The sequence below is a fragment of the Caulobacter sp. UC70_42 genome (genome assembly GCF_044056025.1).
Classification (GTDB): domain Bacteria; phylum Pseudomonadota; class Alphaproteobacteria; order Caulobacterales; family Caulobacteraceae; genus Caulobacter.
In genome coordinates, this window is the sequence record NZ_CP171994.1 from 2,650,551 (window position 1) to 2,664,709 (window position 14,159).

Here is a 14,159-nt window from a genome sequence, read left to right on the forward strand (position 1 = left end):
AGGCCCTAGGCCGCCCAAGCCGCCGCGAAGCGCTTTAGCAGCGAGCGCGCCGGGCTTTCGCCGCAGGCTTCGGCGGCTTCCAGGCGCAGGAACAGATCTCCGGCCTTGTGGCTGGCGCGGGCGGGCAGGCCCTGGCCGGGCAGGCGGACCAGGCCGCGGGCGGCGGCCTTGGTCGAGATCCAGGCCGGGCGCGGGCCCAGCGGGGTGTCTGCGTCGACGCGACCGCCTTCGGCCAGCACGCGGGGGTCGACCTTGCCGGTCAGCCAGATATCGTCGCCGCGCACCAGGGCGCCGTCCTGGGCGCGGAACCTGACCTCGAACATCACGCCCTCGACCCGGACCTTGTCGCCCTCGCGCAGGCCGGCGGGCAGTTTCAGCCGCAGGCGGCGGCCGTCGATGGCCAGCTCTTCGGCGCCGCCGGCCACGGCCGTGGCGATGTCGATCTCGAGAAAGACGCGGTCGGCCAGCGGGACGGCTTGCACCGCGGGCGGGAAGTTGTGCTGCGCGACCGGCGTGTCCTGCAGCAGGCGGTAGGCGGCCAGCACGTCGCGGAACAAGGCCGCGTCGCCCGTCGGACGATCGGGGTGGGCCCGCTTGGCCGCCTCGCGATAGGCGGTGCGCAGCTCGCGCTCGTCGGCGTTGGACGCGACACCCAGCAGGGCGCGAGCGGCCGAAAGCGTCAGGGCGGGCGTACGGGTCGTCATGGCCCGACCCTGGCGCCGGATGGTCAACGGCGGGTTAAGTTAAGACTTTAGGGCGGGTTCCCCAAAGGGTTCGCCCTGATGTGGCTCTCGACCGCGCCAGGCTCTATATCGAAGCCATGAGCGCTGACCCGACCCTGATCCCCGCCTCGCCCAGCGAGGACGACTATGTCCGCCAGGTGACCGAGGCGGTTCCGCCGCCCCTGCTGTCCGAAGAGGATCCGTTCGCCCTGTTCGCCGAGTGGCTGGAGGAGGCGGGCAAGAAGGAGCTCAACGACCCCAACGCCATGACCGTCTCGACCGTTGACGCCGACGGCATGCCGGACTCGCGCATGGTGCTGCTGAAGGACGTCGATGCGCGCGGCTTCGTCTTCTACACCAACACCCAGAGCGCCAAGGGGCGCGAGCTGAACGGCCAGCCCAAGGCGGCCCTGCTGTTCCACTGGAAGTCCCTGCGCCGCCAGGTGCGGATCCGCGGCGTGGTCGAGCCGGTCAGCGACGCCGAGGCCGACGCCTATTTCGCCAGCCGCGCCCGTCCCAGCCAGCTGGGCGCCTGGGCCAGCGACCAGTCGCGTCCGCTGCCCGACCGCCTGGCCCTGGAAAAGCGGGTCGCCGAGATGGGTCTGAAGTTCGGCCTGGGCAGGGTTCCGCGCCCGCCGCACTGGTCGGGCTATCGCATCATCCCCGTCACCCTCGAGTTCTGGCGCGACCGTCCGTTCCGCCTGCATGAGCGGCTGGTGTTCGACCGCGCGGACGGGGGCTGGACGACGAAGCGGCTGTTTCCTTAAGCCAGCGCCCGCTCCCGGTCACCTCGCCCGATACCGCGCCAGGAACGTCTCGACCGCGTCGTCGGCGATGTCCTGGATCGTGCGGCGGGGCAGGACATCGTCGCCGGCGGTTATGCCCAGGACCAGGGTGACGTGGTCCAGCAGGCCCATCAGCTGGCCAGCGGCCCAGGAGGCTTTCTCGACCCTGATCTCGCCAGTTTTGGCCAGGTCGTTGATCACCGAGATCGTCGCGCCGCCCAGTTCGTCGCGGGCGCTTTGCAGGAAGTATTCGGCCACATCCTCGAAGCGGCGGCGCTCGGCCGTGACCATCCGGAACATGGCCCGGGTGTCGGCTCGCGAGAGGAAGGTGGCGTAGGCGACGGCCAGGGCGGTCAGGCGCGTTCGGGCGTCGCCCTTCACGCGGACAGCCTCGCGGACCGGGCGCCGATCCCGCTGACCGTTTCCATCACGATCGCCTTGAACAGGTCGGCCTTGCTGGGGAAATAGGCATAGAGGGTGGCGGTCGAGACCCCGGCGGCGCGGGCGACCACCTCCATGCCGGTGTCGGCGTAACCTTCCTTCAGAAATAGGAATCTGGCCGAGGCGAGGATTTCCTCGCGCTTGTGTCCAGACCGCTTCAGACCCGCGCCGACAAGCATATGACACTCGCACTCAATGGCTTCGATGCAATCTAACCGCGAAAATCGAAGCTCGGCAAGGCTCGCGCGAGAGGACGCGGGCGCGTGTTTCGGCTATGCAGCCCCGGCGCCGATTTTCGGGCGCGACGAGATGGGACGCTGGGCGTGATCAAGGACGCGGAAGCCGCGCGCGAGCAGGAAGTGGCCGCCTGGTTTGGCGAGCGGGCGGAAAGCACGATCGAGACCTCGTGCGCCCGGGTGTTCCTGATCGACGGTTCGGCCTTCAAGGTCAAACGCCCCGTCGACTTCGGCTTCCTGGACTACTCCACCCTGGAGCTGCGCCGCTGGGCGCTGGAGCGCGAGCTGACCTTCAACCGCGCCGCCGCGCCGGACATCTATCGCGAGGTCCGCCGGCTGAACCGCACCCCAAACGGCGGCCTGGAGATCGACGGCGAGGGCGAGATCGTCGAGTACCTGCTGGAGATGCGCCGCTTCGACCAGAACGGCGTGCTGGCCACCCAACCCTGGGCGATCGACGACGCGCTGGAGGATTCGCTGGGCCGCACCGTGGCGCGTTTCCACGCCGGCTCGTCGCTGCGTCCGCAAGGCGGCGGCGTCGCGGCCCTGGGCTACACGATCCGCTCCAACGCCAACCTGCTGCGCGGCCTGTCCGCCCGGCTGGGCAAGCAAGCGGTCGAGCGCCTGGTTCACGAGACCGACATCGCGCTGGAGCGCCTGGGTCCGCTGCTGGACGGCCGCGCCAAGGACGGCTTCGCCCGCCACTGCCACGGCGACCTTCACCTCGGGAACATCCTGATCGAGAACGGCCAGCCCATCCTGTTCGACTGCATCGAATTCAACGACACCCTGTCGGACATCGACGTGCAGTACGACCTGGCCTTCCTGCTGATGGACCTGGATTTCCGCCGTCGCCGCGACGCCGCCGGCCGGGTGCTGAACGCCTATCTGGACGAGGCCGCCCGTACGTTCGGCGAAGGGCTATGGACGGGCCTGGCCGCCCTGCCGCTGATGCTGAGCGTCCGCGCCGCCGTACGCACCCACGTCTGGGCCTATACCGGCGACGACGAGGCCGCGCGGGCTTACCTCAACACCGCCCTCGAGCATCTGGCCCCCAAGCCGGTCAGCCTGGTGGCGGCCGGCGGCCTGTCGGGTTCGGGCAAGTCGACCTTTTCGCGCGTCTGCGCCCCGGGTCTCGGCTCGGCCCCGGGCGCGGTCGTTTTGCGCACCGACGAGATCCGCAAGCGCCTGTGGGGCGTGCCCTCGCTGCAGCGCCTGCCGCGCGAGGCCTATACGCCGGAGATGAGCCAGAAGGTCTACGACCAGCTGTTCCATGACGCCGAGCTGTGCCTGAAGGCCGGCCGCTCGGTGGTGCTGGACGCGGTGTTCCTGAAGGCCGAGGAGCGGGCTCGCGCCGAGGCCCTGGCCACGACCTGCGACGTCGGTTTCCTGGGCGTTTGGCTGGAGGCGCCGCCCGAGGTGCTGCGCGCGCGGGTTGCGGCCCGGGTCAACGACGCCTCGGACGCCGACGTGGCCGTGCTGGAGAACCAACTGACCCGCGAGACCGGCGAGATCACCTGGCGCAAGGTCGATACGGTCAACGCGTTCGAGGACGAAGCCCGGGCGTTGGCGGAGACCATGGGCTGAGGCTCACGCCGCCTGCCGGTCTTCGCCCGGCGGCTCCGGGTTCACCGCCCGGACGATCGCGGTGATCAGGTCCATCGGCTTGACCGGCTTGCCCAGGTGGTCGTCAAAGCCCATGCCGAGGAACCGCTCACGGTCGCCGGCCATGGCCGAGGCGGTCAGGGCGATGACGGGCAGGGCAGGATCGCCGGTCCGGCCCTGGCGGATCGCCTCCAGCGCGGTGATGCCGTCCATCACCGGCATGTTGATATCCATCAACACGCAATCGTATTGGCCCGAGGCCATGGCCTTCAACGCCTCCTCGCCGTTCTCGACGATGGTCAGGGTGACGCCCGTCGGCTCCAGCATGGCGCGCACGACCAGCTGATTGACGGCGTTGTCCTCGGCCATCAGCACCCGGATCTGATCGAGGGTCTTGTCGTCTTGGGTCTCGAGTTCCGGCGCGGGCGCGGCCGCGGCCGCTTCGGCTTCCTCGACGCGGAGGCTGAGCACGAAGCAGGCGCCGACCTGGGACGGGCGCAGCTCCAGGTCGCCGCCCAGCTGGCGGGCCAGGGCGCGCGAGATGGTCAGGCCGAGCCCTGCGCCGCCGTGCCGGCGCGAAATGGTCTCATCCGCCTGGGTGAAGCTGTCGAACACCCGGTCCGCGGCCGCCGCCGGCACGCCGGGTCCAGTGTCGCTGACCGTGAAGCGCAGCATCCACGCGTCGCCCGCGCGCTCGGCGTCGACGCCCACCCGGACGTGGCCTTGGGTCGTGAACTTGACGGCGTTGGAGACGAGATTGGTCAGGATCTGTCGGATGCGCAGCGGGTCGGCGAGGATCCAGTCCGGCGTCTCGGCGCTGAAATCGGCGAACAGCGACAGGTTCTTGGACACCGCCGCGTCGCGCCAGGCGTCGACCACGTCGGCGACGATGGCGCGCGGATCGATCGCCTCGGGCGCCAGCTCGACACGGCCGGTCTCGATCCGCGACATGTCCAGAACGTCGTTGAGCAACTGCATCAGGCTGTCGCCCGACTTGAGCATCAGGGCGACCTGTTCGCGCTGGGTCGGGTTCAGGGGCGAGCGCTCCAGGGCATGGGCCATGCCCAACAGGCCGTTCATCGGCGTGCGAAGTTCGTGGCTGGTGACGGCGATGAAGGTCGACTTGGCGCGGGCCGCCTCCAGGGCGCGCTCGCGCTCCTCGCGCAGGCCTCGGGTCAAGGCGTCCATGCGGCGGGCGGCGGCGCGGTTACGCAGGGCGACGTTCAGCGTGACGGCGATCAGCAGCACCAGCGACCAGCGCATCGATTGGGTGGCCATGTCGGCGCCGGGCATGAAGAAGAAGGGGAAGACGATCAGGGAGGCCGCCGGCATCAGTCCGCTGATGATCAGCAGGGCCAGCGGCTGGTGACGGTACTGCTGGGCGAAGACCAGTTGGCCGCACCAGATGGCGACGGCGGCGATCTTCAGCTTGTCGGAGCCCTGCAGCCAGAGCAGTCCGGCCAGCGCGGCCCAGCTGGCGTTGACGGGGATCGCGGCCAGGATAAAGGCGGCGCGGTCGCCGCGCGAGACTGGACGGCCTCGGCCGAAGTTGCGGCAGGCCAGGGTCGCCAGGCCCTCGGCGACCAGGAAGCCGACCAGCCACACAAAGGCGGCGGTCGCCCCCAGGCCAAGGCCGACGATCCAGGCGGCCAGACAGCCGGAGATGAGACGCGAGACGCCGAGCCGCCGAATGTCGGCGCCCACCTCGTCCAGTCTTTCATCCGCCAGAGTGTCGGCCAGCCAGCCCAAGCCCCGTCTCCCATCCGCGAACACGTTCGCCCACGGGAACTATCGGCCCATCGCAATCAAGAGTCTTTAAATGCGCCGTGCGGCCGATTGGCGCGGCATGCCGCGCAAACGCTGTCTTTTCCCCCGAAGGGCGCGGCGCGTTGCGTGGTGCGCCGCACAACGATAGCCTTGCGTGAACAACGATAAGCGGCGGGAGCGTAGCGTTCGGATGCAGGGATTGATGCAGCACGGGGCCCTGACCCTGGACAAGATCATCGATCACGCCGCCCAGTGGCACGGCGGGCGCGAGGTGGTCAGTCGTTCGGTCGAGGGGCCGATCGTGCGCACGACCTATCGCGAGATCCGCGATCGCGCCAAGCGGGTGTCGAACGCGCTGCTGGCCTTGGGGATCAAGCCTGGCGACCGCGTCGGCACCCTGGCCTGGAACACCGGCCGCCACATGGAGGCCTGGTATGGCGTCATGGGCATCGGGGCGGTCTGCCACACCCTGAACCCGCGACTGTTCCCCGAGCAGATCGCCTGGATCGCCGACCACGCCGGCGATCGGCTGATCTTCACGGATCTGACCTTCCTGCCGATCATCGCCGCGATCCTGCCGCGGCTGCCGCACGTCGAGCACGTGGTGGTGTTCACCGATCGCGGCCACATGCCGGCCGACTTCCCGCTGGCCGGCGACGCCCCGCACTTCAAGGGCCTGATCGCCTATGAAGACCTGATGGAGCAGCACGGCGCCGAATGCGCGTGGGGCGGCTTCGACGAGGGGACGGCGGCGGGCCTCTGCTACACCTCGGGCACGACGGGCGATCCCAAGGGGGTGATGTACTCGCACCGCTCGAACTTCCTGCACACCCTGATAACCCTGCAGCCGGACGTGATGGGCCTGTCGCAGAAGGACGTGATCCTGCCGGTGGTGCCGATGTTCCACGCCAACGCCTGGGGCGTGGCGTTCTCGGCCCCGGGCGCGGGCGCCAAGATCGTCATGCCGGGTCCCAAGATGGACGGCGCCTCGATCTTCGAGCTCCTGGACACCGAGGGCGTGACCTTCTCGGCCGCCGTGCCCACCGTCTGGCAGATGCTGCTGCAGCACCTGGAGGCCACGGGCGCCAAGTTGCCGGTGCTGAAGAAGGTGGTGATCGGCGGCGCGGCCTGTCCGGAGAGCATCATCCGCGCCTTCCAGGAGACGTACGACGTCGAGGTGGTCCACGCCTGGGGCATGACCGAGACCTCGCCGGTCGGGACTCTGTCGGTGATGACCGACGAACTGGAAAAGCTGCCCTACGACCAGCAGATGCCCTACCGCCTGAAGCAGGGCCGGCCGCCGCTGGGCGTGGAGCTGCGCCTGACCGACGACGACGGCAAGCTCCTGCCGCATGACGGCAAGGCCTTCGGCCATCTGAAATTCGTGGCCCGATCATCGCGGCGGAGTACTTCCGGGCGCCGGCGGCAAGATCCTGGACGAGGACGGCTTCTTCGACACCGGCGACATCGCCACGATCGACGAGCACGGCTTCATGCAGATCACCGATCGCGCCAAGGACGTCGTGAAGTCCGGCGGCGAGTGGATCAGCACGATCGAGATCGAGAACATCGCCGTGGGCCACCCCAAGGCCGCCCTGGCCGCGGTGGTCGGCATGCCGCACTCCAAGTGGGACGAGCGGCCGGTGCTGCTGGTCAAGCTGAAGCCGGATGAGACGGCCACCAAGGAGGAGTTCATCGACTACCTCCAGGGCAAGATCGCCAAGTGGTGGATGCCGGACGACGTGCTGTTCGTCGACGACATCCCGCTGGGCGCGACCGGCAAGATCGACAAGAAGGTGATCCGCAAGCGTCTGCAGGACGATGGTTACAAGCTGCCGGAGACCCCGGTGCAGCCTTCGCCCGCGCCCCCTCCGCCTCCGCCGGAGCCCGCGCCGACCCTGGCCGCCGCCGACGGCGGCCACGCGGCGGTGATCTATGCGCCCGAGCCCGCCGAGGAGGTCGAGGCCGAAGCCATCGCGCCCGCGCTGGAGCCGGAGCCGGAGCCTGAGCCTGAGGTGGTCGCCGACCCGACCCCGGAGCCGGAAGTCCAGCAGGTCTCGGCGACCGACGCGATCATCGCCGAGGCCACAGCGATCGCCGCCGCCGTCGCCGTCGCCGAGAACCCCTCGGCGCCCGAGGCCCAGGCCGCGGTTGCCGCGTCGGAACCCGAGCCGGTCGAGGTCAAGGTCGAGCCGGAGCCGCCGCTGCGTCTGCGCGATCCGGATCAGGCGGAGGCGCCCAAGCCCGTGCTCACCGACGCCGGCGAAGCCCTGCCGTTCGCCATGCCGATCACGCCGGGCAAGCGCGGCAAGGGCAAGAAAGCCGCCAAGGTCGCGACGACGGACAAGGTCTCCGGCAAGCCGCCGCGCTGGGCGTCGCTCTATCTGGACCTGGCCCTGCTGATCGCCCTGGCGCCGGCCATCCTGGCTGGCGGCGGCGCGCTCGGCGTCAAGCTGGGCATGATCCCGCTGCCGCTGGGCTACACATCCATGACCCTGGACTGGGCGCCGCGGCTGGCCTTCATCAGCGTCGCCACTGGACTGATCGGCCTGGTCATCGCGCTCAGCGCCGGCTTCGCCCGCCTGTGGAAGGGCGCGGCGCTGGCCCTGGTGATCACCGCCGCCACCTTCGGGGCGATGTTCGCGGCGAAGGCGCTGGGCGGCCAGTCGCCGCCGATTCATGACGTGGCCACCGACTGGAAGACGCCGCTGGGCTTCTCGGATGCGGCCATGGCCGCCCGGGGCGGTTCGGCCGTGGTGGTTGACGACGACCCCAGCCTGCCGGTGGGCTCGGCCGCCTATGCCGGGCGTCGCGTGGCCGAGATTAACGCCGAGACCTGCCCGGTCGCCCGTCCGCTGGTCAGCGCACGCGCGCCAGGCGACGTCTACGAGTCGGTCAAGGCCGCCGTTCTGGCCTCCGGCATGACCCTGGTCACCGACGACCCGATGGACGGCCGGCTGGAGGCCACGGGCAGCAGCTTCTGGTATGGCCTGACCGACGACCTGGTGGTGCGAGTGCGTCCGGACGCCCAGGGTTCGCGCCTCGAACATGCGCTCGATCGGCCGCGACGCGGGCCCTGACCAAGGCCGCAACTGCGCCCGGATCGGCGCGCTGATGAGCGCGGTGCGGGGGGGAGTAGGCCAGTCCGTCTCAGGCGAGCCGATATTCCGACTCCAACCCTGGCTCGCCTGGCGTTACGACCCGCCCCTCGCGGACCAACTGGATCATGTGCGCGAAGACCGAGTGGGCCGCCGCCGGGTGCAGTCGCGGATCCACGGTCGCGTAGAGGCTGGGGACCATCGCCTTGATGGTCGTGAAGCCCGCGCCCAAGGCTTCCAGGATCTGCGCCTCGCGGCCCCGGCGGTGGGCGACATAGGCGTCGATAAAGGGGGCGACCTCGCGGACCGGCGCGCCGTGGGTGGGCCACAGGACGTCGAAGTTCCGCGCCCGCACCTTGGCCAGGCTGGCGAAATAGTCGCCCATGTCGCCGTCGGGCGGAGTGATCACCGTGGTTGACCAGCCCATGATGTGGTCGCCGCAGAACAGGGCGTTCTCTTCCTTCAGGGCGAAGCAGATGTGGTTGGAGGTGTGACCGGGCGTGGTCACGGCCTCCAGGGTCCAGCCCGGCCCCGAAAGCAAGTCGCCGTCGGCCAGGGTGACATCGGGCCTGAAGCGCCGGTCGGCGCCTTCCTCGAGTCCCGGAGACGCCGCCTCGCCGTGGTCGGCGGGGGCGGGCAGGCCGTGAACCGTGGCGCCGAACGCCTCCGCCAGCGGATGGGCGAGGGGAGAGTGGTCCAGGTGATGATGGGTGACCAGCACGTGGCTCACCCGTTCACCCGCCAAGGCGGCCTTTAGAGCCTCGAAGTGTTCGGGGATGTCCGGGCCGGGATCGATCACCGCCACCTCGCCCCGCCCGACGATATAGACGCCGGTGCCGGTATAGGTAAACGGACCGGGATTGGAGGCGATCACCCGCCGGATCAGCGGCGAGACCTGGTCACAGCGGCCGTATTCGAATTCCAGTTCGCGGACGAAGGGGATCATCGGTTCGCTCCTGGGACGCGGCGGCGGCGCCGGTCTTGCGCTTTAAGCTTCCAGTAACCCTGGAGGGATCGGCCATGACGGCGGACGCGGCGATTTTTGTCTCAAAACGGCTCCAGCGCGCGGCCTTCGCCATTCTGTGTATCATCCTGGCGCAGTTCGTTCTGGCCAGTTGCCAGCCCGAACCGACGCCGATGGCGGCCCGCGAGTCGGCCGCTTTCTAGCCGGGCTTAAGCGGGCAACACGCCCGACAGGTCGTAACCGGCTTCACGACCCTGGTTGACTAGGGTCTCGCGGTCCTGGCCCGCCAGGGCCTGGCCGATCGACCAGGTGACGATCGAGCGTGTGCCCGAGCGGCAGAAGGCTAGCACCGGTCCGCCGGCGCCTTGCGTCGCCGCGCGAACGGCGTCCACCTGCTCCTGGGTCGGGCCGCCCCGCACCGGCACATGCAGATAATCCATCCCCGCCGACCGCGCCGCAGCCTCGATCGCCGCGCTCGACGGTTGGCTGGGGTCCTCGCCATCGGGACGATTGTTGATCACCAGAACGAATCCCTGCGCCGCTGCGCGGGCCATGTCGGCCTCGGTCACTTGCGGGCTGACCGAAAGGGAGTCGGTGACGCGTCGAAATTCACTCATGGGTCTTTGGAGCTCATGTCGCGCGGCGTGCTCCGCCGCCCCGGCATCTTCGTGGGCGACGGGCGCCTAGGCAATGGTCAGCGCCGTCGGTCACGGTGCGCGCTAAGTCGGCATATGTGAAGAGTTTGTGTCGCTCTTTGCCTCACTCTCAAAAGAGATTTGTGCAGAACCGCGTTGTCCTGGGCATGATTTTCTGTCTGTCAATTGTGGCCGGTAATTTTCTCGCTGGATTTTCTTCGAAACGATAACGGCTTGAACGGCGTTCCTTGAGGTTAGAATAACCTCGATAAAACAAAAGCCTGGCGAAGATATTGCGCGCCCTTCCGAGCCTTCGGTACTCCAGCTGAGCAACGGTCTCCGGAAAAGCGGCGACCCTGTGGCGATTTTGCGACAGGGAGGCGCGATGTGAATTACAATTTTGCAATGACAATTGACCCTCGGCGGCGCGCCCCCCTAACGTCGGTACAACCGGAGAAATGTTTTCCGGGACACCAGTGATCTCGTGGCGCCGTTAGGCGGTTTTCCGCTCCAGGTCGGACAAAGTTTCTAGAGGGGTTCTGTCCGACTTGCCGCCCGCGCCACGCTCAGAGGGGATTTGAAAAACATGGAATTCAACAAAGGTAGCGCACGCGCGCGCCTCGCGAAGGGCGTGAGCCGCGTCGCGCTTGGCATTGCGCTGAGCGTTTGCGTCACCGGGGTCGCCATGGCCCAGTCGCAAACCGGCGCCCTGCGCGTCGCCGTCACGGGCCCGAACGGCGCCCCGCTCGCGGGCGCCACGGTCGTCATCAAGTCGCCGGACTCGCTCAGCCCGAAGACGGCCACGACGGACGCCGAAGGCCGCGTCCGCGTCGGCGGCCTGGATCCGTCGACCAACTACACCGTGACCATCTCGGCCGGTGGCTACAGCAACTTCAGCGCCGACCACGTCGCCGTCGTTTCGGGTAAGGACCTGTCGGTCGGCTACGCGCTGGCCGCCGAAGGCAACACGATCGAAGAAGTCGTCATCACCGGCCGTTCGCTGGCCGCCGTCGACGTCACCTCGGCCACCGTCGGCACCACCCTGACCCTGCAGACGGTGGAATCGCTCCCCACCGGCCGCAACTACCAGAGCTACCTGCAGCTGGTTCCGGGCGTGAAGCCCTCGTCCGGCGGCAACCCGTCTTCGCGTTCGGGCGTCAACTACTCGGACGTCGGCGGCGCCATCGGCAGCTCGTCGGACAACCTGTACTACCTCGACGGCGTCGACGTGACCGACCCGGTCACCGGCACCTTCGGCGCCAACTTCAACTCGGAAATCATCCAGGAACAGCAAGTGATCGTCGGCGGCGTGCCGGCTGAATACGCTGGCGGTTCGGGTCTGGTTTCGCGCGTCGTGACCAAGTCGGGTTCGAACGAGTGGCACGGCTCGGTCAACTACTACCTGCAGAACGACAGCCTGGTCGCCAAGGACAAGCACTCGACCTCGGGCGGCTACAAGACCTACGACACGGCCTTCACCCTCGGCGGCCCCATCATCAAGGACAAGCTGTGGGTCTTCGGTTCGTACCAGAAGAAGCACCGCGAAGACGAAGTGCTCAACGCTACGACCGGCGCTACGATCCGCAACGTGTCGCGCAACGAGAAGTACGCCTTCTTCAAGGGCACCTGGCAGATCACCGACAACGACCGTCTGACGGGGACGTTCTTCAACGATCCGACCAAGCTCAGCGGCCAGCGTGACGCCACGATCCTCAACAACCGTGACTATAGCCGCAAGCAAGGCGGCGATAACTACAAGGTTGACTACACCCACACCTGGAACGACCTGCGCGTGAACGCCTATGCGTTCAAGCACAAGTCGGAACTGACCGACATCGCCGTCGACAGCACCATCCGCGACAACGTCACCTTCCGCACGACCGCCCAATCCACCCTCCAACAGCGCTCGCTGGGTGGTCGCGGCATCAACTTCGAAGAGCACCGTGACCGCAAGGAATACGGCCTGAACTTCGAGTACTTCCTCGACACCAAGCTGGGCACGCACACCTTCAAGGGTGGTTACGTCAACACCGACAACACCTACTTCCAGACCGACTCGGTCCCGGGCGGCGTGACCTACGCTTCGATCGACAAGCAGTATCTGGGCACCACCTACGGCCAGTACATCGGCTCGGGCTGGACCGCTCGCGCTATCGCCTCGACGGACACCGCTGGCTTCATTCTGCCGGCTCTGAACGCCAGCGCCAGCGCCAAGGCGCTGCTGGACACCAACGGTAACGGCTCGATCTCCCAGACCGAACTGAACGCCCTGGTGTTCAATAGCACCGCCGGCAACCCGTACGGCAACGTCAACGTCTACCGTTCGGTCCGCGCGGCCGATGCTCCGTACACCGTGTCGAGCAAGGGTGAGACCCTGTACCTCCAGGATACCTGGACGATCGATCGCCTCACCGTGAACGCCGGCTTGCGCGCTGAAAAGTGGCGTCACTTCGCCTCGGACGGCAGCCGGATCGCCAAGTTCGACTGGGATATCGCGCCGCGGGTCAGCACGACCTACGACGTGTTCGGCAACGGCCGCACCAAGGTCTTCGCCTATGTCGGCCGTTACTACGACCCGATCCGTAACGACATGAGCGACTTCGCTGGTGCGCTGACCGGTCCGGTGAACAACGAGCAGATCCGCGTGGGCAACGAGTGGATCACGTTCCGTACCCGCGGCCCGGGCGACGCGCAGTTCGCGCCGAGCACCAAGACGCCGTACACGGACGAGTTCATGATCGGCGCCTCGACCACGATCGGTTCGAGCATCGGCTTCTCGGCGACGGTGACGCGCCGGATCAGCAAAGACATCATGGAAGACTATGATCTGACGCTGTATTCGAATCCGAACGCGACGGCCGCCGATGGCGCGCCGGTCGACCCGGATGACGGCGTCACGCCGGTGCCCGGCATCGCCTTCCCAGGCTCGCCGCTCTACCTGCCGTACTCGTACTTCGGCTTCAGCTCGGCCCCGACCACGAACTACGTGATCGGCACCCTGGCCGGCGGCAAGCGTGAGTACACCGGCTACGAGTTCGTCCTGACCAAGTACAAGACCACCAACTGGTTCGGTCAGCTGTCGTACACCCACAACAAGGCGTACGGTAACTCGAACTCGGACGGCAACGCCGACTTCCAAGGCGACTGGCTCGCCCTGGATCCGCGCGCGCCGAACATCTGGGGTCGCCAGGCCGGCAACATCAAGCACCAGGTCAAGGCCTACGGTTCGTACGACTTCCCGTTCGGCCTGCAGGTCTCGAGCGTGTTCAACTGGAACAGCGGCTCGTACTACACGCCGGCCGACGTCGTCTCGAGCCGCTATCTGCCGCCGATGGGTGACGTCCGCCCGGTGGGCGGCATCAACGACACCTACGTGCTGCCGGGCTTCGTGGGTTCGGGCAAGAACCCGTCCTACTACACCCTGGATGCGCGCCTGAAGTACGTCCAGAAGCTCCCGGTCGGCGAGGCCGAGTTCTTCCTCGAACGTCTTCAACATCCTGGACAAGCAGTCGCCGACCGGTGTTGTCGCCAACCGCGCCGGCAGCGGCCAGTATGGCTTCGAACAGGCCAACGGCTGGGTCTCGTCGCGTCGCGCCTATCTGGGCGTTCGCTACTCCTTCTAATCGACAGCTTCGGCTATCGATGGGGAACGCCGGTGCGAAAGCACCGGCGTTTTCTTTTGGGCGATGTCCTGAGCCGCCGGCCGAGAGGTCGGCGGCTTTGGCGTGTCTGGGGGGCTATTTTCCTTCCCCCCTTGCGGGGAGGGTGGGGGACGTTGCGGGATGTCTGACGCCTGGCGGCCGTGAAAGCCCCACCCACCCGCTTCGCTGGTCCCCCCTCTCCTCGCAAGACGGAGGGAAGGGCCGCGACGACCCCTAGGGCGGCCTTGGGCGCCTTGCACCCACG

Annotated in this window: 8 protein-coding genes and 2 pseudogenes; 5 read left to right on the forward strand and 5 right to left on the reverse strand. The window is 67.8% G+C overall.

Annotated elements, in window-relative coordinates; genetic code table 11:
* Positions 1-5: 5 nt before the first annotated feature.
* Entirely contained in the window at positions 6-704 is a 699-nt protein-coding gene (locus ACHMW8_RS13395) for a DnaJ domain-containing protein (RefSeq protein WP_395445803.1), read from the reverse strand.
* Positions 705-820: 116 nt separating this feature from the next.
* Here ACHMW8_RS13395 and pdxH point away from each other — a divergent pair, with 116 nt between their 5' ends.
* Entirely contained in the window at positions 821-1,489 is a 669-nt protein-coding gene (gene pdxH / locus ACHMW8_RS13400) for a pyridoxamine 5'-phosphate oxidase (protein ID WP_395445970.1), read from the forward strand.
* An 18-nt stretch (positions 1,490-1,507) separates the two neighbouring features.
* On the opposite strand, the pseudogene ACHMW8_RS13405 reads toward pdxH, so the two are convergent.
* A pseudogene (locus ACHMW8_RS13405) lies at positions 1,508-2,127 on the reverse strand (TetR/AcrR family transcriptional regulator).
* A gap of 144 nt (positions 2,128-2,271) precedes the next feature.
* On the opposite strand from ACHMW8_RS13405, the gene ACHMW8_RS13410 reads away from it, so the two are divergent.
* On the forward strand, positions 2,272-3,771 hold the full coding sequence (locus ACHMW8_RS13410; protein ID WP_395445804.1) for an AAA family ATPase: 1,500 nt from the start codon (positions 2,272-2,274) through the stop codon (positions 3,769-3,771).
* A gap of 3 nt (positions 3,772-3,774) precedes the next feature.
* Here ACHMW8_RS13410 and ACHMW8_RS13415 read toward each other — a convergent pair whose 3' ends face one another.
* A complete protein-coding gene (locus ACHMW8_RS13415; protein WP_395445805.1) occupies positions 3,775-5,538 on the reverse strand; it encodes an ATP-binding protein in 1,764 nt (587 codons plus the stop codon).
* A gap of 208 nt (positions 5,539-5,746) precedes the next feature.
* Between ACHMW8_RS13415 and ACHMW8_RS13420 the strand changes: the two are divergent.
* A pseudogene (locus ACHMW8_RS13420) lies at positions 5,747-8,685 on the forward strand (long-chain-fatty-acid--CoA ligase); the annotation flags it as partial.
* A 21-nt stretch (positions 8,686-8,706) separates the two neighbouring features.
* Here the strand turns inward: ACHMW8_RS13420 and ACHMW8_RS13425 are convergent.
* Positions 8,707-9,600, reverse strand: coding sequence for an MBL fold metallo-hydrolase (locus ACHMW8_RS13425; RefSeq protein ID WP_395445806.1), 894 nt, complete (start codon positions 9,598-9,600; stop codon positions 8,707-8,709).
* A gap of 74 nt (positions 9,601-9,674) precedes the next feature.
* On the opposite strand from ACHMW8_RS13425, the gene ACHMW8_RS13430 reads away from it, so the two are divergent.
* Entirely contained in the window at positions 9,675-9,821 is a 147-nt protein-coding gene (locus tag ACHMW8_RS13430; protein ID WP_125156065.1) for a hypothetical protein, read from the forward strand.
* Between the two features lie 6 nt (positions 9,822-9,827).
* Here the strand turns inward: ACHMW8_RS13430 and ACHMW8_RS13435 are convergent, their stop codons facing one another.
* Positions 9,828-10,235 (reverse strand): TIGR01244 family sulfur transferase, encoded by a 408-nt coding sequence (locus ACHMW8_RS13435; RefSeq protein ID WP_395445807.1) that lies wholly within the window; start codon positions 10,233-10,235, stop codon positions 9,828-9,830.
* A 703-nt stretch (positions 10,236-10,938) separates the two neighbouring features.
* Here ACHMW8_RS13435 and ACHMW8_RS13440 point away from each other — a divergent pair.
* A complete protein-coding gene (locus tag ACHMW8_RS13440) occupies positions 10,939-14,043 on the forward strand; it encodes a carboxypeptidase regulatory-like domain-containing protein (RefSeq protein WP_395445808.1) in 3,105 nt (1,034 codons plus the stop codon).
* Positions 14,044-14,159 lie beyond the last annotated feature (116 nt).